Below are 23,342 nucleotides of genomic sequence, written 5' to 3' on the forward strand. Positions count from 1 at the left end.
ACGAGTCTGAGGCATTGGGCCGTCAGTCGCAGCAACAACCAGGATCGCGCCGTCCATCTGCGCAGCACCGGTGATCATGTTTTTAACATAGTCGGCGTGGCCTGGGCAGTCTACGTGTGCGTAGTGGCGAGTCGGGGTGTCATATTCAACGTGGGAAGTGTTGATGGTGATACCACGTGCTTTTTCTTCTGGTGCGTTATCGATCTGGTCGAATGCACGAGCAGAACCACCGTAGGTTTTAGCCAGAACGGTAGTGATTGCAGCAGTCAGGGTAGTTTTACCATGGTCAACGTGGCCGATAGTACCAACGTTGACGTGCGGTTTTGTACGTTCAAATTTTTCTTTAGACACGGCTATATTCCTTACTATAGTGCTCTCCCCTGTGGAGAGAGCACGGGACTTAGGTTTTAATCCTGTGGATTACTTACCACGGGCTTCAATAACGGCCTGAGCAACGTTGTTAGGCGCATCATCATACTTCAGGAATTCCATGGTGTATGATGCACGACCTTTGGTCAGAGAACGCAGCTGAGTTGCATATCCGAACATTTCAGACAGCGGAACTTCAGCGTGGATCTTAACGCCAGTTACTTCGGATTCCTGACCACGCAGCATACCGCGACGACGGCTCAAGTCACCGATAACGTCACCGGTGTTCTCTTCAGGAGTTTCTACTTCAACCTTCATGATTGGCTCAAGCAGAACTGGTTTTGCTTTCTTAAAGCCTTCTTTAAAGGCAATAGACGCAGCCAGTTTAAACGCCAGTTCAGAGGAGTCAACGTCGTGGTAAGAACCGAAGTGCAGACGAACACCCATGTCAACAACCGGATAGCCAGCCAGAGGGCCCGCTTTCAGCTGTTCCTGGATGCCTTTATCAACGGCTGGGATGTATTCGCCAGGAATTACACCACCTTTGATGTCGTTGATGAACTCGTAACCTTTCGGGTTAGAGCCCGGCTCCAGTGGGTACATGTCGATCACAACGTGACCGTACTGACCGCGACCACCAGACTGCTTAGCGTGTTTACCTTCAATGTCGGTAACTTTCGCGCGAATCGCTTCGCGGTAAGCAACCTGAGGTTTACCCACGTTCGCTTCAACGTTGAATTCACGCTTCATACGGTCAACGATGATGTCCAGGTGCAGTTCACCCATACCAGCGATGATGGTCTGGTTAGATTCTTCATCAGTCCATACGCGGAATGATGGGTCTTCTTTCGCCAGACGGCCCAGAGCCAGACCCATTTTTTCCTGGTCAGCTTTGGTTTTTGGTTCAACTGCGATGGAGATTACCGGCTCTGGGAATTCCATACGCTCCAGAATGATCGGGTGATCCGGGTCACACAGGGTGTCACCAGTGGTCACGTCTTTCAGACCGATAGCTGCAGCGATGTCGCCCGCACGAACTTCTTTGATCTCTTCACGTTTGTTAGCGTGCATCTGTACGATACGGCCAAAACGCTCACGCGCCGCTTTCACGGAGTTCAGGATGGTGTCACCGGAGTTAACCACACCAGAGTAAACGCGGAAGAAGGTCAGGTTACCCACGAATGGGTCGGTAGCAATTTTGAACGCCAGTGCAGAGAATGGCTCTTCGTCGCTTGCGTGACGCTCAGCCGGGGTATCTTTACCGTCGTCCAGGATGCCGTTGATCGCAGGAACGTCAACCGGGGATGGCAGGTAGTCAACTACCGCATCCAGCATCGCCTGAACACCTTTGTTCTTGAACGCAGAACCACAGGTTACCAGGATGATTTCGTTGTTCAGAACGCGCTGACGCAGAGCTTTTTTGATCTCTTCTTCAGTCAGTTCTTCACCACCCAGGTATTTCTCCATCAGCTCTTCAGAAGCTTCAGCAGCGGATTCGATCAGGTTCTGGTGCCATTCGTCAGCCAGGTCCTGCATTGCAGCTGGGATATCTTCGTATTCGAAGGTAACGCCCTGGTCTGCATCGTTCCAGTTGATGGCTTTCATTTTCACCAGGTCGATAACGCCGGTGAAGCCTTCTTCAGCACCAATTGCCAGCTGCAGCGGAACAGGGTTCGCGCCCAGACGGGTTTTGATCTGACCAACAACTTTCAGGAAGTTAGCACCCATACGGTCCATTTTGTTAACGAACGCGATGCGTGGAACTTTATATTTGTTCGCCTGACGCCATACGGTTTCAGACTGTGGCTGAACACCACCAACTGCGCAATAAACCATTACCGCGCCGTCAAGAACACGCATGGAACGTTCTACTTCGATGGTGAAGTCAACGTGCCCTGGGGTGTCGATGATGTTTACGCGATGCGGTTCGTACTGCTTAGCCATACCTGACCAGAATGCAGTAGTCGCTGCGGAGGTGATGGTGATACCACGCTCCTGCTCCTGTTCCATCCAGTCCATGGTGGCTGCGCCGTCATGAACTTCACCGATTTTGTGGTTTACACCGGTGTAGAACAGAATACGTTCGGTAGTAGTGGTTTTACCGGCGTCGATGTGCGCACTGATACCGATGTTACGGTAGCGTGCGATGGGTGTTGTACGAGCCATTTGATTCCTCGTTTATATCTTTAGGCGTTCAGTTAAGTTACCCAGAGCGGGCGGCTTCTCTGAAGCGCCCGCCTGGTGACTAAGACTCCGAAGGGATTACCAACGGTAGTGTGCGAACGCCTTGTTGGCTTCTGCCATACGGTGAACGTCTTCACGTTTCTTAACTGCAGTACCTTTGTTGTCTGCAGCATCAGAAAGTTCGTTCGCCAGACGCAGAGCCATGGATTTATCACCGCGTTTACGAGCAGCTTCAACGATCCAACGCATTGCCAGGGCATTACGACGAACCGGACGAACTTCAACTGGAACCTGATAAGTAGAACCACCAACGCGGCGGGACTTAACTTCTACAGTTGGGCGAACGTTGTCGAGAGCGACTTCGAAAGCTTCCAGTTCATTTTTACCAGAACGCTGAGCCAGGGTCTCAAGCGCGCTGTATACGATTGCTTCTGCAGTAGATTTTTTACCATCTACCATCAGGATATTTACAAATTTTGCCAGCAGTTCTGATCCGAATTTCGGATCTGGAAGAATTTTACGCTGACCAATGACGCGACGACGTGGCATGGGAATACTCCGTTGTTAATTCAGGATTGTCCAAAACTCAAAGAGTTTAGTGTGACATTAAGATAAATCAGTTTGGCCTTACTTAACGGAGAACCATTAAGCCTTAGGACGCTTCACGCCGTACTTGGAGCGAGCCTGCTTACGGTCTTTAACACCTGAGCAGTCCAGCGCACCACGAACGGTGTGGTAACGAACACCCGGAAGGTCTTTAACACGACCGCCACGGATCAGGATCACGGAGTGCTCCTGCAGGTTGTGACCTTCACCACCGATGTAGGAAGTCACTTCGAAACCGTTAGTCAAACGCACACGGCATACTTTACGCAGTGCGGAGTTTGGTTTTTTAGGAGTGGTGGTATATACACGAGTACATACGCCACGTTTCTGCGGGCAGGCTTCCAGCGCAGGCACGTTGCTTTTCGCAACTTTGCGTGCACGTGGTTTGCGTACCAGCTGGTTAACTGTTGCCATTAAATAGCTCCTGGTTTTAGCTTTTGCTTCGTAAACACGTAATAAATCGACCTCATACAATATGAGGACGCGAAATTTTAGGGCTACGTCGAAAAGGTGTCAAGAAATATACAGCGATCTCAGATCACCAGTTCATTTGACTGGCGTGCGTCACAGTAAGATTGACGAAATCAGTATAGCCAACCACGTCAATTTTGGCTGAAATTTGACCAGAAAGACCCCGCGCATCCAGATCGTCTTTCAGCGCAGAGACTGTTATGGGGGCGTTCGTGAGAATTTCAACGAAACGACTGCCTTCCAGTGCGGCAAGCACGCCATCCTGAATCAGCAGCAGATCGTCACCTTCGCGCAGCATACTCAGTAACGCGTCGATATCACATTGCCACGGTGAATGGCTCAGAGTATGGAGCATGGCGGCCTCAGAAAGTCAGAACGGTGTCGTAGTGGGAAAGGTGTTCGCGCAATGCAGCAGAAGACAGGACGGTCACATCCAGCACGAAAGGCGTCTTCTCATCCAAACCGCGAGCGGCCAGCGAGTCGGCGCAGACATAAAGGTTTTCAATGTCGTACAGCGGCAACACTTTGAAGGTAGCGATGTAATCCCGCGCCAGAATGGCCTGTGGCTGCTGACCCGCCAGAAGCTGAAACACCCCGTCCCCCAAAAAGAAGACGCCGATATCTTCGGTCAGCGCGGACGTCGCAAGTAACGCATCCAGCCCTTCGCGGCCGGAAGCGCTGCCGTGCGGCGCAGACGTAAAAACAAATGCCACGCGCTTCATCAGAATTGCACCACTCTGTCGCAGGTTAATGCCGCCTGTGCCAGTGCACCCAGACCACTTAACGAAAAACCGGGCTGCAGGTTAGAACCCGATAAACCAAGACGCGCGGCTTCGGTTGCATCTGTCACGCCGCGGCGCAGTGCCGCCGCGACGCAGATATGCAGTTCTACGCCCTGCTTTTCGTTTAGTGCCTGCCAGCCGCGCACCACGTCAAACTCATCGCTCGCCGGTGACGTAAACTGGTTCGCGTTATACACCCCTTCCCGATAGAAGAAGACGCTCGCCAGCTCATGTCCGGCTGCCAGCAGCGCATGCGCAAACTGCAGCGCGCTGCTGGCCTGCTGAGTCCCGTACGCCGGGCCTGTCACCATTAACGCAAAACGCATTACTTGTCTTGTCCCAGGAAATCACCGCTTTTGAACTGGCGAATATAGAGATAGACCGTGTGCTTGGAGATGTTCAGACGATCGGCCACCTGGTTGATGGCGTCTTTAATATCAAAAATCCCTTTTTCATAGAGATTGAGCACAATCTGACGATTCTTGGCGTTGTTCGAGACGTTGCGGTCGGCATTCACCTCTTCAATAGTGAACTCCAGCGTCTGCGTCACAAGATCTTCGACGGAAGAGGCAAAGTTAACAGAAGAGCCAACATCCGGCGTTTCGGGTGGAACAAAGGTGCTCATGATCTGCGAGAATGGCACATCAAGGTTCATGTTGATGCACAGCAGCCCAATCACGCGATGCTCGCGGTTTCGAATCGCGATGGTTTCTGACTTCATCAGCACGCCGCTTTTGGCGCGGGTGAAATAGCATTTGGAGACGCTGCTGTCCGCGCCGGTCATGTCATGCAACATACGCAATGCAAGGTCGGTAATTGGCGAACCAATTTTACGGCCAGTATGCTCACCATTCGCAATGCGGATGGCGGAACACTTCAGATCTTGCAGGGAGTGCAATACGATTTCGCAGTGGGAGCCAATGAGCATCGCTAACCCGTCCACTACCGCTTCATAGGATTTCAGAATATCGAAGTCGGTCTGATCGAAAGGACGTTGATCCAGTAAATCAAGTTCACTGGTTTCGTTGGTTAAAAGCGACCTGGACATGAAAAAAACACTCCTTTTCAGGAGCCTGTCGTTAGGTTTTCAGGGCAGGCTCATTATCTACACGGACAACTAAATTAATACAGCGTGCCTAACGCTTTCCAGTGTTAATTATATCTGCCCCACAATAAAAAACCGCCGCCTTAAAGGCGGCGGTTTTTTTTCAGCATTACTTCTTAGCAGCAGCGGCTTTATCGTCAGCCGGCGCGTCTGCCTTGGCATCCGCTTTCGGTGCCGGTTTGATGTCCAGCAGCTCTACGTCAAAGACCAGCGTAGAGTTGGCAGGGATACCTGGCACGCCGGTTTTGCCATAGGCCAGATCCGGTGGGATAACCATCTTGATCTTGCCGCCTTTCTTGATGTTTTTCAGGCCTTCAGTCCAGCCCGGGATCACACCATCAAGACGGAAGGAGAGCGGCTCACCGCGGGTGTAAGAGTTATCGAACTCTTTACCGTCGATCAGCGTACCTTTGTAGTTCACAACAACGGTGTCGCTGTCTTTAGGCGCATCGCCGGTGCCTTCTTTCTCAACTTTGTACACCAGGCCAGTCGAAGAGGTTTTCACACCCTTCTCTTTAGCAAAGGTGTCGCGGTAGGCTTTGCCTTTCGCTTCGTTGTCTTTAGCGTCCGCGTCCATCTTAGTCTGCGCGGCACCCTTCACGCGCGCTTCAAACGCCTGCAGAGTCTGTTCAATTTCCTGGTCAGACAGTTTGCTCTTATCTGCAAATGCGTCCTGAACGCCCGCGATCAGCTGAGCTTTATCCAGTTTGATGCCCAGTTTCTCTTGTTCTTTCAGAGAGTTTTCCATGTAACGGCCCAGAGATGCGCCCAGTGCGTAGGCAGATTTCTGGTCGTCATTTTTGAACGCCGCTTTGCTGTCTGCAGTGGCAGCAGGCTTCGCAGCAGTATCAGCAGCGAATGACAGCGGCGCGTTCAGCGCAACAGCCATCGTCGTCGCCAGCAGCGTTACTTTAAACAGTGATTTCATCCATATCTCCAGGGCCTGGGGACTCTCACCCCAGCGTTAAACGTAAATGAGTTACGTACTATAAAACGTTGCGGAAGAAATCTACAGACAGACACTTCCAATTCTCGCCACTTTTCAGACTATTTTTGTTTAAATAAGTTTCCTGCCAAGGGGATGCGGACTGTACTTAAGGATAAACTCGGTTAAACTGCGCCGCCGCAGGACCAATATGGCGAATCTGAAATAAACGAGGTGAATGATGAAGGATACAGCATTAGAAGCGAGAATGGCTGAGCTGGAAAGCCGCCTGGCTTTTCAGGACATCACCATCGAAGAGCTAAACCAGACCGTGACCGCACATGAGCTCGAAATGGCAAAACTGCGGGATCATATGCGCCTGCTGACGGAAAAGCTGAAGGCTACGCAGCCGTCGAACATTGCCTCTCAGTCGGAAGAGACGCCACCTCCTCATTATTGAGGCGTAAAAAAAGCGGGATTATCCCGCTTTTTTATTTTCCGCATGACGGAATTAGTGGCAACCGCAGCCGCCGTTACCGCAACCACCTTTACCGTGATCGTGGTCGTGACCATGGTCGTGGCCGTGACCACCGCAGCAGCCGTCGTGGCCGTGATCGTGGTCATGGTCGTGACCGTGCGCACCGTGAACGTGGCCATGAGCCAGCTCTTCTTCGGTCGCTTCACGGATCGCAACAACTTCTACGTTGAACTTCAGGTTCTGGCCAGCCAGCATGTGGTTACCGTCAACCACGACGTGGTCATCTTCCACTTCGGTGATTTCAACAGGAACCGGGCCCTGGTCGGTTTCAGCCAGGAAGCGCATGCCAACCTGCAGTTCGTCAACGCCCATGAACACGTCTTTAGGAACGCGCTGAACCAGGTTGTCATCATACTGACCGTAAGCGTCGTTCGCGCCTACAGCAACGTCAAATTTGTCGCCAACTTCATGACCTTCCAGCGCGTTTTCCAGGCCGGAAATCAGGGAACCGTGACCATGCAGGTAGTCAAGCGGCGCACTCACCGGAGACTCATCAACCAACACACCGTCTTCTGTACGTACCTGATAGGCCAGGCTGACCACCAGGTCTTTTGCTACTTTCATGATATCTCCTGAGCGTGGGAAAATTGCTGGCGCAGATTGTAGCGGAAATCTGCACCTGTGTACCCTTTAGCTTAAAAAAACTCAGGGCATATCGCTAGTCCGGATGAAAAATCCCGATAACTTGCTCTTCTTTGCGAACGTGATCGCGGGCCTCTTTGTCGGCCTCACGCATCTGGTGACCGCACTTAACACACTCAACAACATCAATATTATTTTCCCGCCACATCGCCAGGGTATCTTGCGCCTGGCAGGTCGGGCATTTTGCACCCGCGATAAAGCGTTTACGTACAGCCATCTTTCGTTACCCTTTATTCAAATTCATCCCAGCCATCGAGCTGGCGTCGTTCCTGCTGCATCTCGCGCTGAAAGATCTCCTCCAGCTCGCGACGTGCTTCCCGCACGCGGGAGATCTGCGCCGTATCGGTATGGACCGGCATTAGCTCGCGCAGCATCCGCATATCCAGCCGGCGGAAGTGCATTTGGGCGCGCTGCGCCTGATGCGGATGCATGCCGAGCGAGACCAGCGCCTTACGGCCCAGCTCCAGCGCGCTGGAGAATGTCTCACGGGAGAAGTGTTTCACACCCGCCTGCAACAATTCGTGAGCTTCAACACGTCCCCGCGCACGCGCCAGAATATGCAGATGCGGGAAATGCTGCTGGCACAGCTCCACCAGCTTCATCGTGTCTTCCGGATCGTTACAGGTAATCACGATGGACTCTGCCGCTTCCGCCCCCGCCGAGCGAAGCAGCTCGAGCTGGGTCGCGTCGCCGTAGTAAACCTTATAGCCATATTTACGCATCAGGTTAACCGCGCTGATATCCCGCTCCAGTACCGTAATGCGCATTTTGTTCGCCATCAGCAAACGCCCGATAACCTGTCCAAAACGACCAAAGCCCACCACAATCACCTGCGGCTTGTCGTCTTCCACCCACGGTGCTTCGTCTTCATCGTCAGTGGGATTCAGGCGGCGCGACAGCAGTTTATCCACCAGCTTCATCAGCAGCGGCGTGGTCATCATCGACAGCGTGACCGTTACCAGCAAAAGCGCCATCTGATCGTCTTTAAACAACTTCTGGGAGGAGGCGGTAGAGAACAGCACAAACGCGAACTCGCCCCCCTGGCTTAACACGCTGGCAAACTGCATGCGTTCCGAACTGCGCAAGCCATAAATGCGCGCCATGACGTACAGCACCAGCGTTTTCACCGCCACCAGGATGGCGACGCTCACCACAACCCACAGCAGATGGGTATAGAGCACGCCAAGGTTGAGCGCCATCCCCACCGAAATAAAGAACAGGCCTAACAGCAGCCCTTTGAAGGGATCGATGGCAATTTCCAGCTCGTGCCGATACTCGCTCTCCGCCAGCAGCACCCCGGCGATAAAGGTCCCGAGCGCCATCGACAGCCCCAGCGCGTCCATAAACAACGCCGACCCCAGCACCAGCAGCAGCGTCGCGGCGGTAAATACCTCGCGAACGCCCGACGCGGCAATAAAGCGGAATACGGGACGTAACAGGAAACGACCGCCAATCAGCATGCCCGCGAAGGCCAGCACCTTCATGGCGATTTTCGCCCAGTCGAAGTGATCGTCTCCGGACCCCGCCAGCAGCGGCACCAGCGCCAGAGCCGGGATGACTGCCAAATCCTGGAACAGCAGCACCGAAAAGCCGAGCTGGCCGGCTTCGTTGCGATTCATCCCTTTATCGCGCATCAGCTGCAGCGCCATCGCCGTCGACGACATCGCAAGGCCTATCCCGCCAATCACCGCCGCCTGCCATGAAAAGTTGGTCAGCATTAACAGGCCACCCAGGATCGCGGCGCTGAACATCACCTGCGCGGCGCCCACGCCAAAGATAGAGCGTCGGAGTTGCCACAATTTCGAAGGATTCAGTTCCAGCCCGATGATGAACATCAGGAACACCACGCCCAGTTCGGAGAAATGGAGAATCTCATCTACATCGCTGATAAATCCCAGTCCCCAAGGGCCAATCGCGATCCCCGCCAGCAGATACCCCAACACCGCACCGATACCAATGCGTGCCGCAAGCGGCACCGCGACGACGGCCGCAAATAAAAACAGCACCCCGGCGAGGAGCAAATTCGATCCTTCCATTAACGACCTCCTGCCGGAATCGGTGACGCCAGCCATTCACCATAGGCTCTGGCGTGGCTGGCCAGTTCTTTCGGATCCTGACGTCGGGCCCAGTAGACAATAATCGGGCTCATCCAGTGCATACGGCACATCGCCGCCGTCAGCTCGAAAGGCCGCAGAATATCGCTCATCGGATAGCGGTTCAGCCCGTCGTGGCGGTAAGCACTTTCCGGCTCTCCGGTGGTGATCACACTACGCCAGTACTTTCCCGCCAGCTGGTTGCCCCCCACCCCGCTGGAGAAGCCCCGGCTCAGCACGCGGTCCAGCCACTCTTTGAGCAGCGCCGGACAGCTGTAGGTGTAAAGCGGATGCTGGAACACAATGACGTCATGCTGACGCAGCAGTTCCTGCTCGTAAGGGATATCAATAAAGAAATCAGGATAGTGCGCGTAGAGATCGTGCACCGTCACGTTGCTGAGCTGTGTGGCCGGCTTAAGCAGCACCCGGTTTGCCACCGAGTCCTGAGATTCCGGATGGGCATACAGCAGCAGCACTTTTGCTGTCTGAGACATCATTCCCCTCCCGGTCTTGTTTCTGTTTTTGTGTATCGTCGTTGTTTTGGGCTACCATGGCGGCCCGGTGCGGAAAATGGCCCACACCTTACATTATCATAATGACAAATTAACATAGTCGGAACATACGGCGCTTCTATGATTGTTTTCTCCTCGTTACAAATTCGTCGCGGCGTGCGCGTCCTGCTGGATAACGCCACTGCTACCATCAACCCGGGCCAAAAAGTGGGCCTGGTCGGCAAAAACGGCTGTGGTAAATCCACCCTGCTGGCACTGCTGAAAAACGAGATTAGCGCGGATGGCGGTAACTTTACCTTCCCGGGGAACTGGCAGCTCGCCTGGGTAAACCAGGAGACGCCGGCGCTGAGCGAACCGGCACTCGACTATGTTATCGACGGCGACCGGGAATACCGTAAGCTCGAGGCGGAACTTAACGCCGCTAACGAGCGCAACGACGGCCACGCCATTGCCACCGTTCACGGCAAGCTGGACGCCATTGACGCGTGGACCATTCGCTCCCGCGCCTCCAGCCTGCTGCACGGCCTGGGCTTCAGCAATGAACAGCTGGAACGCCCGGTCAGCGACTTCTCCGGCGGCTGGCGTATGCGCCTCAACCTGGCGCAGGCGCTGATCTGCCGCTCTGACCTGCTGCTGCTCGATGAACCGACTAACCACCTCGATCTCGATGCGGTTATTTGGCTGGAGAAGTGGCTCAAGAGCTATCAGGGCACTCTGATTCTGATCTCCCACGACCGAGACTTCCTCGACCCGGTAGTGGATAAAATCATTCATATCGAACAGCAAACGATGTTCGAGTACACCGGCAACTACAGCTCGTTCGAGCGCCAGCGCGCGACGCGTCTTGCCCAGCAGCAGTCCATGTACGAAAGCCAGCAGCAGCGCGTGGCGCACCTGCAGAGCTTCGTGGATCGCTTTAAGGCCAAAGCCTCAAAAGCCAAGCAGGCCCAGAGCCGCATCAAGATGCTGGAACGCATGGAGATGATTGCCCCGGCGCACGTGGATAACCCGTTCCACTTCAGCTTCCGCGAGCCGGAAAGTCTGCCGAACCCGCTGCTGAAGATGGAGAAGGTCAGCGCGGGCTATGCCGACCGCATTATTCTCGACTCCATCAAGCTCAACCTGGTGCCGGGTTCGCGCATTGGCCTGCTGGGGCGTAACGGCGCCGGTAAATCAACGCTGATCAAGCTGCTGGCGGGCGAGCTTAACCCGGTCAGCGGTGAAATCGGCCTGGCGAAGGGCATCAAGCTTGGCTACTTCGCCCAGCATCAGCTGGAATTTTTACGCGCGGATGAATCGCCGATTCAGCACCTCGCGCGTCTGGCGCCGCAGGAGATGGAGCAGAAGCTGCGCGACTATCTCGGCGGCTTCGGCTTCCAGGGCGATAAGGTGACGGAAAACACCGAGCGCTTCTCCGGCGGAGAAAAGGCCCGTCTGGTGCTGGCGCTGATCGTCTGGCAGCGCCCGAACCTGCTGCTGCTCGATGAACCAACCAACCACCTGGATCTCGACATGCGCCAGGCGCTGACCGAAGCGCTGATTGAGTTCGAAGGCGCGCTGGTGGTGGTTTCGCACGACCGTCACCTGATCCGCTCCACCACGGACGATCTCTACTTAGTGCATGGCGGCAAAGTCGAACCGTTCGACGGCGATCTGGAAGACTACCAGCAGTGGCTGACGGACGTGCAGAAGCAGGAGAACCAGCCGGAGGAATCGGCAAAAGACAACGCCAACAGCGCGCAGGCGCGTAAAGACCAGAAGCGTCGTGAAGCGGAGCTGCGCACCCAGACGCAGCCGCTGCGTAAAGAGATTGCCCGTCTCGAAAAAGAGATGGAAAAACTCAACGCCACGCTTGCCGCTGTTGAAGAGAAGCTCGGCGACAGCGGGCTGTATGACCAGAGCCGCAAGGCTGAGCTGACGGACTGCCTGCAAACCCAGGCGAAAACCAAATCCAGCCTCGAAGAGTGCGAGATGGCGTGGCTGGACGCTCAGGAACAGCTGGAAGCGATGCTGCAGGCTGACTAATCCACCGGGAGGGTTATGAGTTTCGATAACACGAGCGAGATTACATTCCGCAAGCTCAGCATCTTCATGACGTTTATGGAGAAGGGGAATATCGCGCGTACCGCCGAAACTCTGGGCCTGAGCGGCGTCAGCGTGCACCGTGCGCTGCACACCCTGGAAGAGAACGTGCGCTGCCCGCTCTTCACCCACAAGGGGCGCAACCTGATTGCCCTGCCTTCCGCCTGGACGCTGCTGGAGTACTGCCAGGAGGTGATGCAGGTGATGGAGCGCGGGCTGGAAGAGTCGCGCAAAATTGCCGGGATCGGTCAGGGGCGGCTGCGAGTCGGGACGCTCTACTCGCTCACCCTGGAAACCGTGCCGCGTCTGATCATGGGCATGAAGCTGCGCCGTCCGGATCTGGAGATGGATCTGACGATGGGCTCCAACGACACCCTGCTGCACATGCTGGATGAAGGCTCGCTGGACGCGATTCTTATCTCCATCTCCGAAAGCGACATTGACCGTAACAGCCTCGAAGTGCTGCCCCTGTTTCATGACGACATCTTCCTTGCCGCACCGGCTTCCGCCACGCTGAATACCCGCGGACCCGCGGATCTGCGTGATTACAAAGACCAGAAATTTGTCGCTCTGGCAGAAGGGTTCGCCACCTATGCAGGGTTTCAGGAAGCCTTTCATATCGCCGGTTTCGAGCCGGAGATAGTTACTCGGGTGAATGACATTTTCTCGATGCTCAGCCTGGTGCAGGCAGGTGTTGGATTTACGCTAATGCCGGGCAGGATGAAGAAAGTGTATGAGAATTCCGTGCAGCTGTTGAAGCTGGCGGAGCCGTACCAGATGCAGCAGCTGATCGCGATCGTCTTTGCCCGCAACCGCGAGCAGGACCCGAGCCTGCGGGCATTAGCCGCCGAAGGGCGGATGTATGCGCGCAGCCTGCAGGAAAGTACGTGATACAAAACAAGGCAATCGAACCCGTAGGCCCGGTAAGGCGCAGCCGCTACCGGGCAAAATTCTCACCGCTGAAGCCGCTTCGCCAGATGCACCGCCACGTCCACCCCGCTGCGCTCCAGTGAAATCGTCTCTCCTTCCCACTGCGCCTGACGCGTCAGGCAGGTCAGTACGCCGCCAGGCGGCATTTCAATCGCCAGCCGGGCTTCGCGTTCATTCGCTGAAATCATCGCCTCCTGCCAGCGCACCGTACGCGCCATGTTCATCGCCAGATCGTCGGCGATCTTTTCCGGCTGCCACAGCACGCGCCCGGTGCTGCCGCTCAGATAGGCGCAGCGTGGGCGTGAAAGCGTAACCGATTCAAACGCCGCCGCCAGCTTTTGTGCCGGTTCCGCCAGCAGTTCGCAGTGGGACGGCACGCTGACCGCCAGCCGTTTGGCCTTGCTCGCCCCTTTCGCCAGCGCGCGTGCCGCCGCCTGCGCCATCCCGTCATCGCTTCCGGCAATCACGATCTGCGTTTCAGCGTTCAGGTTGGCAATGTAGGTTCCGGTGCCCTGGATAAGGTCCTCCACCTGCGGCAGGGTTAAGCCCATGATGGCCGTCAGGCCGTAGCCGTGCGGGTACGCCTGTTCCATCAAATCACCGCGTAGCGCCACCAGCTTCAGCGCGTCCGAAAAGTCCAGTGCGCCTGCGATAACCGCCGCCGGATAAGCGCCGATGGACAGCCCGCTGACGATATCCGCCGTCACGCCGCGCCGTTCCAGCTCGCGCGCCCAGGCCACGCCTGAAATCAGCAGGCAAAGCTGAACCGCGCGGGTGTGGGTTAATGCGTCTGCGCTATCCAGCGTATCCACTTCGGCGCCAAGCACCTCATGCGCTTGAGCCAGTTCCGTTCCCGGCAGGTTTTGCAGCATGCCTTCGTGCTGCGTGCCCTGTCCCGGAAAGGTAAACAGTATTTTCATCACTCCTCCCTGCGCCACGGATCCGCCACCAGGCGCGGTCCACGGCAGGTTTTCAGCAGCGTGTTGCCGTCGCGCAGCCACTCCGCCAGCGCAAAGCCACCCTCGGGGGTATCCACCTGCGTATCCGCACGGCACAGTGCGCGGCTAAGCTGAGACTGCCAGCCAGCAAACGCATCAGGGGAAACGGCGTGCGGGGCGCGGATCAGCAGATCAAGATCGCTGTCGGCATGAATAACCGGAATACCGGTCGCCAGCGCGTAGCCGGTGCTGCCGGTAATGCCCCACGTCCACGGCCACGCCTGCTGAGAAAGCTGCAGCGCCACCTGAACGGGTGGCTGGGTAACAAACGGCGAGCGCAGCAGATCGGCCGCAACGCTCAGGTCTTCCGGTGAAACCACGCGTAACACGTTTTCCGGCTTCACCCACCCGGCCGCCCGCTGGTCTCGGCGCAATCCGCGCACGCCAACGGGGATCCGGCCTTCACTGTCAACATCACGCCGCACCACCACCGGCAGGCCGGTATGCCAGGCCGCCTCCACCCAGGATTCGGTGATGCCTTCCAGCGCGTCGCGCGCGGTAAGCCAGATGAGGTCGTGCGGGCGTAATGTTGTGGTCATGATTACATTCCTGAAGTCAGCGAGATAAACAGCGGCAGCGACAGGATACACAGTACGGAGCTTAACAGCAGCACGGCTTCAGCATCCGGCGACTGCACGCCAAAGCGGTTACCGAACACCACGCCGAAGAAGCCCGCAGAAAGTGCAATCATCAGGATAGCGGTGATCGCCACGGAGCCATGCAGGCCGAAGATCAGCACAATACCCCAGGCAATCGCTGGCTGAATCAGCAGCTTGGCGATGGTTGACGTAATCACCATGGTGTTGATCTGCAGCTTACGGGCAGAGAGGATCACCCCGGTCAGGAACAGCGCGGCAGCGGTGGCGGACAGCCCCAGCGGTTTAATCGCTGCAAGAACCAGTTCCGGCATTTTGATCCCAATGGCGGAAAGAATCACGCCCAGCAGCGGGCCCATCACGATCGGTTTTTTAATGGAGCGCCACATCAGCACTGGCAGCATGGAGAGCGTCGAGCCCGAGTTATTCCCCTCGGCGCGTGCTTTCTCACGCTCCAGAATCAGCAGGCAGAACGGGGTCATCAGCACCGAACCGCAGGCAATAGAGACCGCAACGGAAAGCGACGTGGACGAACCTTCACCCAGCACGCTGCCCAGAATCGGCAGGCCAAGCGCTGCATAGTTCGGTAAAGCTACCGTCAGGGTCAGCACGGCCGCGTCCTGCGGGGATTTCTTAAAGACTTTCGTGGCGAGGAAGTAGATGGCCGCATAGGTGATCCACATCGCCAGAGTGAGAACCAGAATCAGCGGCGACTGCGCCACGATGCCGGTCCACGGCGTTTGCACGGTGGCGCTAAACAGCGCGGCAGGCAGTGCAAAATCCATGACGAATATATTGAGCAGGGAAACGTTTTTGTTATCGACCATCTTTGCCTTACCGGCCCAGAATCCCAGCAGCATGATGACGAAAATCGGTGCAAGAGCATGAACAATTACGTAAGTCATAAATCACCTGTAGTAAAAAAAGTTTTAGCACTGGTGCGATGTTTATTATTTTTCAGGATGCAGGCTCCCGCGCGGGCGCAGCGGGCGCGCCCACGGGGTTTGCATCTCTGGCAGGTCTTTTTTTTTACTTACCAGCTGGCTCGCATACGTTCGCGTACGAGCGCCGAGCTGCTGCGGTTGTCAGCACCCAGACGGTTTTTCAACGTGGTGTCCTGACGAGCGTCACTGATGGCCTGTTGCAGGGTGGTTTTCACCAGCGTCAGATCGTTATCGGAGGGGGCATCCGGGTTGCTGATATCCAGCAGGTTAGAGAGCAGCCCCAGCGTGGCGTAGTTGCCGATGTCGTACGCCATGGGCGGAATGGTCGCCGCCAGTTTTTCCAGCGCCTCGACGGTTCGCAGCGTGATGCGCGCCGCGGACTCTTTGCCCATCGCATGGATCAGCACGCCCTTGTCATTAAAGGCGATCAGACGGTTGGCCTGGTAGCCGTGCGCCAGGAACGCGCCGGACATTGCCTTGCCGACGATCAGCCCAATCACCGGGTGACCGGCCAGGCGCGCGTTAGCATAGGCTGCCGCCGCACCGGCCAGCGCCTGATGAATACCAAACGCCTCTTCGCGTCGGCCATAGGCCTGGCTTGGGACGTCGATCACCGCCACAATCGGGCGCTTCACGGCTTTATCGGCATCCGCCGCGACGGTTTCGCTGACCACTTTCGCAAGCCACCAGCCTTCCAGCAGACCGACTTCCCCTTTCGCCGCGCGCGGGAAGTGGTTGTGGGCATCCGGCACCACGGCGACAAAGCGCACCGCCTCGCCGTTAAGCTCACCGTCTGCCGCCTGGACGGACGGGCACAGCCCCGCGAGACGTTTGGCATTCGGGGCGAGGGTTTCCAGCCAGAGCTCGCCACGGCTTTTTGAATTACTCATCATTTCACCTCCCGGGCAAAAAGCGCGTTAATCTGTTCGGCATCGGCCTGTTTGCGGGTGTCGAAATTCGTTAAACGGTTCAGGTAATCGTCGTAGTTGTCGGTGCGGTGTTTCGCGGGAACGCCTTTAGCAATCGCGTCGTTCATCGCCTGTTTCACCGCGTTGATACCGTCGCCGACGAGCGCATCCACCAGCCCGCTTTGATAGCGCACTTCGCCGCCGGTCATGCTCCAGATAAACGGACGATCGCGGGAGTCGTACTCCTCAATGCCCGCCTCCTGCTCGATAACCTGCGGGCCGTTAAGACCAAGACGCGCTTCGCGGGTCACAATCAGGTAGCTGCACAGCGCTGCCGCGATGGACATCCCGCCGAAGCAGCCCACGGTCCCGGCCACAATTCCCACCACCGGGGTGTAGCGGCGCAGGTCAACAATCGCGGCGTGGATATCGGCAATCGCCGCCAGGCCGAGATTCGCTTCCTGCAGGCGCACGCCGCCGGTTTCGAGGCACAGCACCGCCTGAGTCGGAATGCCGTTGCGGTTATCTTCCGCCGCCAGCTCCAGCGCCGCCGCCATTTTGGCACCGGACACTTCGCCCATGCTGCCGCCCTGGAACGCGCCTTCAATCGCCACGACGACGGCAGGCTTGCCGTTGATGGTGCCTTTCGCTACCACCATGCCGTCGTCCGCCTGCGGCACAATGCCCTGTGGCCCAAGCCACGGAGAGATAATGCCTTCAAACGGATCCAGCAGTTCGCGGTAGCTGCCCTCGTCGAGCAGAGCCTGCGCGCGCTGGCGCGCTTTCAGTTCGATAAAGCTGCTGTCATCACGCATGGCTCACCCCCTCAAAAACCTGTTCGATGCGAATGCGGGCCACGCCCGGCGTCGCGCCGAAGTCGTGGATGGTCAACTTCCCTGCGGGCAGGCTGCTGACGGTTTGCAGACGGTTGAACAGCGCCTCCCAGCGACCCCGACTGTTGTCGACTGAGGTGGTGATATCAATGCTTAGCATCTGGCCCGGTTCGGCGGTGAAGAGCACCTCCATATCCCCGGAGCCAACTACCCCTGCCAGCGCCCTGCCGCTCAACGCGCGGCTGGCTGGCACGGTCAATGTGATTTTTTCCATAACATCCTCTTAATGCTTTGAATTTGGCGTTTCGATGCGGTCGAGAAACAGCGTGGCGGCAAGCAGGTCGGCAGCGCCGCCCGGTGAGGCGTTGAGCGCCAGCATCTGACGGTCTAACCTGGCCAGCGCCTGCTGGCCCGCAGGCGTTGCGCTGCCGCCGGCGTTCAGCACCGCACGGGCGCCGTCCTGCATGGCGTCAAGCCCTTCCATTCCGGCACGTGACAGCACGCAGGTGTCGGTGAGTGAGGTCATGATGGCCATCAGCGCGTCGAGCCTGGCGTGCGTTTCGCTGCTGCCGTTGAGGCGGCTCAGACGAAGCTGCGGCAGCGCACGCTGCATAACGTGCGGAAACGCCTGCTGCGCCTCTTCACGCGCGCCCGGCACGCGGTAACGGTGCGTGGCGCGCAGGCCTTTACTGAACACCTTCGGCGCCGCGTCGTCCGGCAGTCTCGCCAGCTGTGCGGCGGTGCGGGCGACGTCTTGCGCCCTGGCATCACCGCCGAGCATCGCCACCGCGCTGACCAGCAATCCCAGCGCCCAAATCGCGCCGCGATGGGTGTTTACGCCTCCGGTTGCGGACATCATTTGCTGCTCGCCTTCGCGACCGAGTCGCCCGACGGTTTGCCGAAGTGCGATATCTGCCGGACGCTGCCAGCTTTGCTGCGCCAGCGCCTGAAACGTGGAGGTCAGGCTGTGCGCGGAGCGCTCCATCAGCGCAAGGGATAAATCGTGGTGCGCGCCGTTCCCCCGACTGTCCACCAGACCGGGTTTCGGGCTTAAACGTGCTTCGTCAATCAGACACTGCGTGGCGGTTCGCGCCAGCCATTCGGCACCGCCTTCAACCTGAATCTGGGGGAGAAGTTTCATTACCAGCTCCGGAATTTCGCAGGTGGGTTATACAAACCGCCGGACCATTCCACCAGGTCAGACACGCTGCCCGCAGCCAGCAGAGAGCGGGCGGCGTCAGTGCGGCGAATCCCCATATCTTCCGGATACACAACCTTGCCGCTCTGGCGCAGTTCCGCCACGCGTTTGGCGTCCACGCCCAGGCCGATGTCGGTGATCCCCGCGACGGCGGCAACCATGGCCCGACGCTCTTCCAGATCTTTCGCCCGGTAGAGGTAGGCAATCCCCTCTTCCGTCAGCACGTGCGTCACGTCATCGCCGTAAATCATCACCGGTGCCAGCGGCATGCCGGAGGCTTTCGCCACGTCTACGGCATCGAGTTTTTCCACGAAGGTTGGCTTCACGCCTGCCTGGAAGGTTTCGACCATCTGCACGACCAGCTTTTTACCGCGCTGCATCGGGTCCGGCTCGGTGATCATGTTCAGCCAGGCCGGCGTGGCGTGGCGGCGACCGTGCGGGTCATGGCCCATGTTTGGCGCACCGCCGAAGCCGGAAAGACGACCGCGGGTCACGGTTGAGGAGTTGGCGTAGCCGTCTACCTGCAGCGTAGAGCCGATAAACATATCCACCGCGTACTGACCTGCCAGCTGACAGAAGGCACGGTTGGAACGCATAGAGCCGTCGGCACCGGTAAAGAAGACGTCCGGACGAGCACGGATGTACTCTTCCATCCCCAGCTCGCCGCCGAAGCAGTGCACGCTCTCCACCCAACCGCTTTCGATGGCGGGGATCAGCGTCGGATGGGGGTTCAGCGTCCAGTGTTTACAGATTTTGCCCTTAAGGCCGAGCTGTTCGCCGTAGGTAGGCAGCAGCAGCTCGATCGCTGCGGTGTTAAAGCCGATACCGTGGTTCAGGGACTGCACCTGGTGCTCCGCGTAGATGCCTTTGATGGCCATCATCGCCATCAGGATATGTTCCTGTTTAATGAGGCGTGGGTCGCGGGTGAACAGCGGTTCGATAAAGAACGGCTTGTCGGCAACCACGACGTAATCGATCCAGGAGCCCGGGATATCCACGCGCGGCAGCTCGCATTCGTCGTCCACCAGCTCGTTCACCTGCGCGATGACGATGCCGTCGTGGAACGCAGCGGCTTCCACCAGCGCCGGGGTATCTTCGGTGCTCGCCCCGGTGTAGAGGTTGCCTTTGCGGTCGGCTTTAAAGCCGGCAATCAGCGCCACGTTGGGCGACAGGTCGACGTAGAGACGTGAGTAAAGTTCGATGTAGGTGTGAATTGCGCCGATTTCGAGCTGACCGTCTTCCAGCAGCTGGGAGATTCGCAGGCTCTGCGTCCCGGAGAAGGAGAAATCCAGCTTGCGGGCGATGCCTTTCTCGAAGATATCCAGATGCTCGCTGCGGCCGACGCTCGGCATGATCATATGCAGGTCGTGGACAATTTGCGGATTCACTTCGGCCAGCGAGCGGGAAAGGAAATCCGCCTGCTTCTGGTTGTTACCTTCCAGAACGACCTTGTCGCCAGGCGCGATCAGTTTTTCCAGCATGGCGACAAGATCGCCGGTTGGCAGTACCTTGCCCTGCACCGGTACGGACGCCAGGCGACGCGCTTTTTCGCTGCGTCGCGTGTTCCATTGCCGGGTGGGTGTTTGCCCAGATAACATTATTAACCTCCTGATTCAGCTAATCATTTTGATTTGCTTAACGTTGAGTAAAGTGTGCGCTCTGGTGAGAAAGGCATCAATTAAGCGTAGAGTGGAATCATTAGCCTGAGAGTAATAATCAAGGTAAAGATTTGTGATCGGGATCAGTTCATGTTTCGGAAAACCAGGCTAAACGGGGTACAATTCGGAAAGTACCGTAAATTTCTGACAAGAATCAGCATCGCCCTTATGACCCAAATCATTCCATCAGACTTCGACATTGCGGCCGAAGACAGCACTGAGTTCGTGCCTATGCGCGGCGTGGCCAATCGCCATTTGCAGACCATGCTGCCGCGACTGATCCGCCGCAAGGTTCAGTTCACCCCACACTGGCAGCGGCTTGACCTGCCAGACGGTGATTTTCTGGATCTCGCCTGGAGCGAAGCGCCGGAGCAGGCCCGCCATAAGCCGCGTCTGGTGGTCTTTCACGGTCTGGAAGGCAGCCTGCACAGCCCGTATGCACACGGGTTAATTGAGGCGGCAAAAGCGCGCGGCTGGCTCGGCGTGGTGATGCATTTTCGCGGCTGCAGCGGCGAACCGAATCGTCAGAAACGCATTTATCACTCGGGTGAAACCGAAGACGGAACGTGGTTTTTACACTGGCTACGGGACAACTTTGGCACCGTGCCGACCGCCGCGGTGGGCTACTCGCTGGGCGGCAATATGCTGGCCTGCCTGCTGGCCAAAGAGGGTGAAAGCGTCCCGCTGGATGCCGCCGTCATTGTCTCCGCACCGTTTATGCTGGAGCAGTGCAGCTACCACATGGATAAAGGCTTTTCCCGCGTCTATCAGCGCTACCTGCTCAACCTGCTGAAGGCCAACGCGGCGCGTAAGCTGAAAGCCTACCCGGATACCCTGCCGGTCAGCCTGCGTCAGCTGAAAAAGGTGCGTCGTATTCGCGAGTTCGACGACCTGATCACCGCGAAAATCCACGGCTTCGCCGATGCGATTGACTATTATCGTCAGTGCAGCGCCATGCCGCTGCTCAGCAAGATCACGCAGCCGACGCTGATCATTCATGCCAAAGATGACCCGTTTATGGATCATCACTCGATCCCCGCTCAGGAATTCCTGCCCGACAACGTTCACTATCAGTTGACCGAGCACGGCGGCCACGTCGGGTTTATCGGCGGTACGCTGCGCCGCCCGAAAATGTGGCTTGAGACGCGTATTCCTGACTGGCTAACCCCTTATCTGGACGGTGCAAAATGATTATTCCCTGGCAGGATCTGGCTCCCGAAACGCTCGATAATCTGATTGAAAGCTTTGTATTACGCGAAGGCACCGATTATGGTGAACAGGAACGCTCGCTTGAGCAAAAGGTCAACGATGTAAAGCGCCAGCTGAAAAGCGGCGACGTGGTGCTGGTGTGGTCAGAACTGCATGAGACGGTCAATATCATGCCCCGCAACGCGTTTCACGGCTGATCTTCCACCCTTTTAAGTCAGGGAGTTGCTATGTCTGCCAGACATCCGGTTATTGCCGTTACGGGGTCGAGTGGTGCGGGAACCACCACCACCAGCCTCGCCTTTCGCAAGATTTTCGCCCAGCTGAATCTTCGTGCGGCTGAGGTCGAAGGCGACAGCTTTCACCGCTACACGCGTCCGGAGATGGACATGGCCATCCGTAAAGCGCGCGATCTGGGTAAACACATCAGCTATTTCGGCCCGGAAGCCAATGACTTCGGCCTGCTGGAACAAACCTTTATAGAGTACGGTCAGAGCGGCAAAGGGCAGTCCCGCAAGTATCTGCATACCTATGATGAAGCTGTTCCCTGGAATCAGGTGCCGGGGACGTTCACCCCGTGGCAACCGCTGCCGGAACCCACCGACGTGCTGTTTTACGAAGGATTGCACGGTGGCGTGGTCACCCCTCAACACGACGTGGCGCGCCACGTGGACCTGCTGGTCGGCGTGGTCCCTATCGTTAACCTGGAGTGGATCCAGAAGCTGACGCGCGACATGAGCGAGCGCGGCCATTCGCGAGAGGCGGTGATGGACTCGGTGGTGCGCTCCATGGAAGATTACATCAACTTCCTGACGCCGCAGTTCTCCCGTACCCATATCAACTTCCAGCGCGTGCCGACGGTGGACACCTCCAACCCGTTTGCCGCCAAAAGTATCCCGTCCCTTGATGAGAGCTTTGTGGTGATCCATTTCCGCAATCTCGAAGGCATTGATTACCCCTGGCTACTGGCCATGCTGCAGGGCTCGTTTATTTCGCACATGAATACGTTAGTCGTGCCGGGCGGAAAAATGGGGCTGGCGATGGAGCTCATCATGACGCCGCTGGTGGAGCGACTGATGGAAGGGAAGCAGATTGCGTGAACATGTTCCCTCTCCCTGTGGGAGAGGGTTAGGGTGAGGGCATCAACACGCACGATGCCCCAATAATTAAGCCTCGACCACTTCATACGAATGCGTGATTTTTACCGCTTTCTCCAGCATTAACGCCACAGAGCAGTACTTCTCCGCAGACAGGTCCACCGCACGCGAGACCGCTGCGTCCTTCAACTCTTTACCGGTGACCACAAAGTGCAGATTAATATGGGTGAACAGGCGTGGCGCCTCTTCGCGACGTTCTGACGTGAGTTTAACCTCACAATCCGTCACGTCATGACGACCTTTTTGCAGAATCGACACCACGTCAATAGCGCTGCATCCTCCTGCCGCCATCAGCACCATTTCCATTGGGCTGGGCGCTTTATCGCCGGAGTTACCGTCCATCAAAATCTGGTGCCCTGACGCGGATTCGCCCAGGAACGTTAAACCTTCAACCCACTTCACGCGCGCTTGCATATTCTTAAACTCCAACGTTGCATTTTTGGTGACAGATTACGCGTGCGTTACATTTCTCGCAATGGAAGGCGACCTGCATCATGCTGAAGCGAGACACCAGGAGACACGCGGCGAAAGCTATGCTAAAACACTCAGGATGCTACAGTAATACATTGACGTTACACATGTATGCAGAGGACATCAAACTTTAC

28 protein-coding genes are annotated in these 23,342 nt (G+C 56.9%); 6 read left to right on the forward strand and 22 right to left on the reverse strand.

The features are described 5' to 3' along the window. From AC0TOY_RS02640 to fkpA, 9 genes are all read right to left on the reverse strand, one after another. Positions 1-351: GTP-binding protein (locus tag AC0TOY_RS02640; RefSeq protein ID WP_171048787.1), on the reverse strand; the 351-nt coding region annotated here is incomplete at its 3' end. A gap of 69 nt (positions 352-420) precedes the next feature. Next, positions 421-2,535, reverse strand: a complete 2,115-nt coding sequence (gene fusA, locus AC0TOY_RS02645; protein ID WP_008503004.1) for an elongation factor G — start codon at positions 2,533-2,535, stop codon at positions 421-423. Positions 2,536-2,631: 96 nt separating this feature from the next. Further along, positions 2,632-3,102: a 30S ribosomal protein S7 gene (gene rpsG / locus AC0TOY_RS02650; RefSeq protein WP_004106370.1), complete on the reverse strand. Its 471-nt coding sequence runs from the start codon at positions 3,100-3,102 to the stop codon at positions 2,632-2,634. 96 nt (positions 3,103-3,198) lie between these two features. After that, on the reverse strand, positions 3,199-3,573 hold the full coding sequence (rpsL, locus tag AC0TOY_RS02655) for a 30S ribosomal protein S12 (protein WP_000246815.1): 375 nt from the start codon (positions 3,571-3,573) through the stop codon (positions 3,199-3,201). 124 nt (positions 3,574-3,697) lie between these two features. Beyond that, positions 3,698-3,985: a sulfurtransferase complex subunit TusB gene (gene tusB / locus AC0TOY_RS02660; RefSeq protein ID WP_024907951.1), complete on the reverse strand. Its 288-nt coding sequence runs from the start codon at positions 3,983-3,985 to the stop codon at positions 3,698-3,700. 7 nt (positions 3,986-3,992) lie between these two features. Next, positions 3,993-4,352 carry a sulfurtransferase complex subunit TusC gene (gene tusC, locus AC0TOY_RS02665; RefSeq protein ID WP_024907950.1) on the reverse strand — a complete coding sequence of 120 codons (360 nt, stop codon included), beginning with the start codon at positions 4,350-4,352 and terminating at the stop codon, positions 3,993-3,995. Beyond that, on the reverse strand, positions 4,352-4,738 hold the full coding sequence (gene tusD / locus AC0TOY_RS02670) for a sulfurtransferase complex subunit TusD (RefSeq protein ID WP_023294706.1): 387 nt from the start codon (positions 4,736-4,738) through the stop codon (positions 4,352-4,354). The genes tusC and tusD overlap by 1 nt, the downstream gene beginning before the upstream one ends. After that, positions 4,738-5,460, reverse strand: a complete 723-nt coding sequence (locus AC0TOY_RS02675; protein ID WP_045330517.1) for a helix-turn-helix transcriptional regulator — start codon at positions 5,458-5,460, stop codon at positions 4,738-4,740. The genes tusD and AC0TOY_RS02675 overlap by 1 nt, the downstream gene beginning before the upstream one ends. A 166-nt stretch (positions 5,461-5,626) precedes the next feature. Continuing rightward, positions 5,627-6,445 carry an FKBP-type peptidyl-prolyl cis-trans isomerase gene (gene fkpA / locus AC0TOY_RS02680; protein ID WP_023309460.1) on the reverse strand — a complete coding sequence of 273 codons (819 nt, stop codon included), beginning with the start codon at positions 6,443-6,445 and terminating at the stop codon, positions 5,627-5,629. A gap of 238 nt (positions 6,446-6,683) precedes the next feature. On the opposite strand from fkpA, the gene AC0TOY_RS02685 reads away from it, so the two are divergent. Next, positions 6,684-6,902: a protein SlyX gene (locus tag AC0TOY_RS02685; RefSeq protein ID WP_024907948.1), complete on the forward strand. Its 219-nt coding sequence runs from the start codon at positions 6,684-6,686 to the stop codon at positions 6,900-6,902. A 51-nt stretch (positions 6,903-6,953) separates the two neighbouring features. Here the strand turns inward: AC0TOY_RS02685 and slyD are convergent, their stop codons facing one another. The 4 genes from slyD to kefG form a co-directional block, all read right to left on the reverse strand. Next, positions 6,954-7,544 (reverse strand): peptidylprolyl isomerase, encoded by a 591-nt coding sequence (gene slyD / locus AC0TOY_RS02690; RefSeq protein ID WP_024907947.1) that lies wholly within the window; start codon positions 7,542-7,544, stop codon positions 6,954-6,956. A 94-nt stretch (positions 7,545-7,638) separates the two neighbouring features. Then, complete coding sequence (locus AC0TOY_RS02695) at positions 7,639-7,839, reverse strand: YheV family putative zinc ribbon protein (protein WP_010436300.1); 201 nt, start codon at positions 7,837-7,839, stop codon at positions 7,639-7,641. Between the two features lie 13 nt (positions 7,840-7,852). Further along, on the reverse strand, positions 7,853-9,658 hold the full coding sequence (gene kefB, locus AC0TOY_RS02700; protein WP_208763306.1) for a glutathione-regulated potassium-efflux system protein KefB: 1,806 nt from the start codon (positions 9,656-9,658) through the stop codon (positions 7,853-7,855). Then, complete coding sequence (kefG, locus tag AC0TOY_RS02705) at positions 9,658-10,209, reverse strand: glutathione-regulated potassium-efflux system ancillary protein KefG (RefSeq protein WP_014885493.1); 552 nt, start codon at positions 10,207-10,209, stop codon at positions 9,658-9,660. Before kefG ends, kefB begins: the two co-directional genes overlap by 1 nt. Positions 10,210-10,347: 138 nt before the next feature. Here kefG and AC0TOY_RS02710 point away from each other — a divergent pair, with 138 nt between their 5' ends. Next, complete coding sequence (locus tag AC0TOY_RS02710; RefSeq protein WP_473721460.1) at positions 10,348-12,252, forward strand: ABC transporter ATP-binding protein; 1,905 nt, start codon at positions 10,348-10,350, stop codon at positions 12,250-12,252. Between the two features lie 15 nt (positions 12,253-12,267). Continuing rightward, positions 12,268-13,200, forward strand: coding sequence for a LysR family transcriptional regulator (locus AC0TOY_RS02715; protein ID WP_473721461.1), 933 nt, complete (start codon positions 12,268-12,270; stop codon positions 13,198-13,200). Positions 13,201-13,262: 62 nt separating this feature from the next. Here AC0TOY_RS02715 and mdcH read toward each other — a convergent pair whose 3' ends face one another. The 8 genes from mdcH to mdcA form a co-directional block, all read right to left on the reverse strand. After that, positions 13,263-14,159: a malonate decarboxylase subunit epsilon gene (gene mdcH, locus AC0TOY_RS02720; protein WP_473721462.1), complete on the reverse strand. Its 897-nt coding sequence runs from the start codon at positions 14,157-14,159 to the stop codon at positions 13,263-13,265. Next, positions 14,159-14,776: a malonate decarboxylase holo-ACP synthase gene (locus tag AC0TOY_RS02725; protein WP_267217667.1), complete on the reverse strand. Its 618-nt coding sequence runs from the start codon at positions 14,774-14,776 to the stop codon at positions 14,159-14,161. Before AC0TOY_RS02725 ends, mdcH begins: the two co-directional genes overlap by 1 nt. Before the next feature lie 2 nt (positions 14,777-14,778). Then, on the reverse strand, positions 14,779-15,738 hold the full coding sequence (locus tag AC0TOY_RS02730) for an AEC family transporter (RefSeq protein WP_024907941.1): 960 nt from the start codon (positions 15,736-15,738) through the stop codon (positions 14,779-14,781). A 128-nt stretch (positions 15,739-15,866) separates the two neighbouring features. Next, entirely contained in the window at positions 15,867-16,667 is an 801-nt protein-coding gene (mdcE, locus tag AC0TOY_RS02735; RefSeq protein ID WP_417928055.1) for a biotin-independent malonate decarboxylase subunit gamma, read from the reverse strand. Beyond that, positions 16,667-17,500 (reverse strand): biotin-independent malonate decarboxylase subunit beta, encoded by an 834-nt coding sequence (locus tag AC0TOY_RS02740; protein ID WP_267217666.1) that lies wholly within the window; start codon positions 17,498-17,500, stop codon positions 16,667-16,669. The genes mdcE and AC0TOY_RS02740 overlap by 1 nt, the downstream gene beginning before the upstream one ends. Then, the gene (gene mdcC / locus AC0TOY_RS02745; RefSeq protein ID WP_473721463.1) at positions 17,493-17,792 is read right to left on the reverse strand and encodes a malonate decarboxylase acyl carrier protein; all 300 of its coding nucleotides are present in this window, start codon (positions 17,790-17,792) and stop codon (positions 17,493-17,495) included. The genes AC0TOY_RS02740 and mdcC overlap by 8 nt, the downstream gene beginning before the upstream one ends. A 9-nt stretch (positions 17,793-17,801) precedes the next feature. Further along, positions 17,802-18,659 (reverse strand): triphosphoribosyl-dephospho-CoA synthase, encoded by an 858-nt coding sequence (locus tag AC0TOY_RS02750; protein WP_473721464.1) that lies wholly within the window; start codon positions 18,657-18,659, stop codon positions 17,802-17,804. Further along, positions 18,659-20,314 (reverse strand): malonate decarboxylase subunit alpha, encoded by a 1,656-nt coding sequence (mdcA, locus tag AC0TOY_RS02755; protein ID WP_061716378.1) that lies wholly within the window; start codon positions 20,312-20,314, stop codon positions 18,659-18,661. Before mdcA ends, AC0TOY_RS02750 begins: the two co-directional genes overlap by 1 nt. 228 nt (positions 20,315-20,542) lie before the next feature. On the opposite strand from mdcA, the gene AC0TOY_RS02760 reads away from it, so the two are divergent. The 3 genes from AC0TOY_RS02760 to AC0TOY_RS02770 are packed head-to-tail and all read left to right on the forward strand — an operon-like array spanning position 20,543 to position 22,680. Continuing rightward, positions 20,543-21,565, forward strand: coding sequence for a hydrolase (locus AC0TOY_RS02760; protein ID WP_032648359.1), 1,023 nt, complete (start codon positions 20,543-20,545; stop codon positions 21,563-21,565). Then, complete coding sequence (locus tag AC0TOY_RS02765; protein WP_008503016.1) at positions 21,562-21,780, forward strand: YheU family protein; 219 nt, start codon at positions 21,562-21,564, stop codon at positions 21,778-21,780. The genes AC0TOY_RS02760 and AC0TOY_RS02765 overlap by 4 nt, the downstream gene beginning before the upstream one ends. A gap of 30 nt (positions 21,781-21,810) precedes the next feature. Beyond that, a complete protein-coding gene (locus AC0TOY_RS02770; RefSeq protein ID WP_008503017.1) occupies positions 21,811-22,680 on the forward strand; it encodes a phosphoribulokinase in 870 nt (289 codons plus the stop codon). A 66-nt stretch (positions 22,681-22,746) separates the two neighbouring features. On the opposite strand, the gene AC0TOY_RS02775 is transcribed toward AC0TOY_RS02770, so the two are convergent. Further along, positions 22,747-23,151, reverse strand: a complete 405-nt coding sequence (locus AC0TOY_RS02775; RefSeq protein WP_473721465.1) for an OsmC family protein — start codon at positions 23,149-23,151, stop codon at positions 22,747-22,749. Positions 23,152-23,342 lie beyond the last annotated feature (191 nt).

Source organism: Enterobacter sp. PL_is379, from assembly GCF_055817355.1.

Excerpts from the sequence above, each read along its gene's own strand:
- AC0TOY_RS02775 (WP_473721465.1), bottom strand. The coding sequence starts at position 23,151 with ATGCAAGCGCGCGTGAAGTGGGTTGAAGGTTTAACGTTCCTGGGCGAA.
- rpsL (WP_000246815.1), bottom strand. The coding sequence starts at position 3,573 with ATGGCAACAGTTAACCAGCTGGTACGCAAACCACGTGCACGCAAAGTT.
- tusB (WP_024907951.1), bottom strand. The coding sequence starts at position 3,985 with ATGCTCCATACTCTGAGCCATTCACCGTGGCAATGTGATATCGACGCG.
- AC0TOY_RS02675 (WP_045330517.1), bottom strand. The coding sequence starts at position 5,460 with ATGTCCAGGTCGCTTTTAACCAACGAAACCAGTGAACTTGATTTACTG.
- AC0TOY_RS02695 (WP_010436300.1), bottom strand. The coding sequence starts at position 7,839 with ATGGCTGTACGTAAACGCTTTATCGCGGGTGCAAAATGCCCGACCTGC.
- AC0TOY_RS02760 (WP_032648359.1), top strand. The coding sequence starts at position 20,543 with ATGACCCAAATCATTCCATCAGACTTCGACATTGCGGCCGAAGACAGC.
- AC0TOY_RS02750 (WP_473721464.1), bottom strand. The coding sequence starts at position 18,659 with ATGAAACTTCTCCCCCAGATTCAGGTTGAAGGCGGTGCCGAATGGCTG.
- AC0TOY_RS02765 (WP_008503016.1), top strand. The coding sequence starts at position 21,562 with ATGATTATTCCCTGGCAGGATCTGGCTCCCGAAACGCTCGATAATCTG.
- mdcE (WP_417928055.1), bottom strand. The coding sequence starts at position 16,667 with ATGAGTAATTCAAAAAGCCGTGGCGAGCTCTGGCTGGAAACCCTCGCC.
- tusD (WP_023294706.1), bottom strand. The coding sequence starts at position 4,738 with ATGCGTTTTGCGTTAATGGTGACAGGCCCGGCGTACGGGACTCAGCAG.
- tusC (WP_024907950.1), bottom strand. The coding sequence starts at position 4,352 with ATGAAGCGCGTGGCATTTGTTTTTACGTCTGCGCCGCACGGCAGCGCT.
- mdcA (WP_061716378.1), bottom strand. The coding sequence starts at position 20,314 with ATGTTATCTGGGCAAACACCCACCCGGCAATGGAACACGCGACGCAGC.
- rpsG (WP_004106370.1), bottom strand. The coding sequence starts at position 3,102 with ATGCCACGTCGTCGCGTCATTGGTCAGCGTAAAATTCTTCCAGATCCG.
- AC0TOY_RS02715 (WP_473721461.1), top strand. The coding sequence starts at position 12,268 with ATGAGTTTCGATAACACGAGCGAGATTACATTCCGCAAGCTCAGCATC.
- AC0TOY_RS02740 (WP_267217666.1), bottom strand. The coding sequence starts at position 17,500 with ATGCGTGATGACAGCAGCTTTATCGAACTGAAAGCGCGCCAGCGCGCG.
- mdcH (WP_473721462.1), bottom strand. The coding sequence starts at position 14,159 with ATGAAAATACTGTTTACCTTTCCGGGACAGGGCACGCAGCACGAAGGC.
- mdcC (WP_473721463.1), bottom strand. The coding sequence starts at position 17,792 with ATGGAAAAAATCACATTGACCGTGCCAGCCAGCCGCGCGTTGAGCGGC.
- kefG (WP_014885493.1), bottom strand. The coding sequence starts at position 10,209 with ATGTCTCAGACAGCAAAAGTGCTGCTGCTGTATGCCCATCCGGAATCT.
- kefB (WP_208763306.1), bottom strand. The coding sequence starts at position 9,658 with ATGGAAGGATCGAATTTGCTCCTCGCCGGGGTGCTGTTTTTATTTGCG.
- AC0TOY_RS02685 (WP_024907948.1), top strand. The coding sequence starts at position 6,684 with ATGAAGGATACAGCATTAGAAGCGAGAATGGCTGAGCTGGAAAGCCGC.
- AC0TOY_RS02725 (WP_267217667.1), bottom strand. The coding sequence starts at position 14,776 with ATGACCACAACATTACGCCCGCACGACCTCATCTGGCTTACCGCGCGC.
- AC0TOY_RS02730 (WP_024907941.1), bottom strand. The coding sequence starts at position 15,738 with ATGACTTACGTAATTGTTCATGCTCTTGCACCGATTTTCGTCATCATG.
- fusA (WP_008503004.1), bottom strand. The coding sequence starts at position 2,535 with ATGGCTCGTACAACACCCATCGCACGCTACCGTAACATCGGTATCAGT.
- AC0TOY_RS02770 (WP_008503017.1), top strand. The coding sequence starts at position 21,811 with ATGTCTGCCAGACATCCGGTTATTGCCGTTACGGGGTCGAGTGGTGCG.
- AC0TOY_RS02710 (WP_473721460.1), top strand. The coding sequence starts at position 10,348 with ATGATTGTTTTCTCCTCGTTACAAATTCGTCGCGGCGTGCGCGTCCTG.
- slyD (WP_024907947.1), bottom strand. The coding sequence starts at position 7,544 with ATGAAAGTAGCAAAAGACCTGGTGGTCAGCCTGGCCTATCAGGTACGT.
- fkpA (WP_023309460.1), bottom strand. The coding sequence starts at position 6,445 with ATGAAATCACTGTTTAAAGTAACGCTGCTGGCGACGACGATGGCTGTT.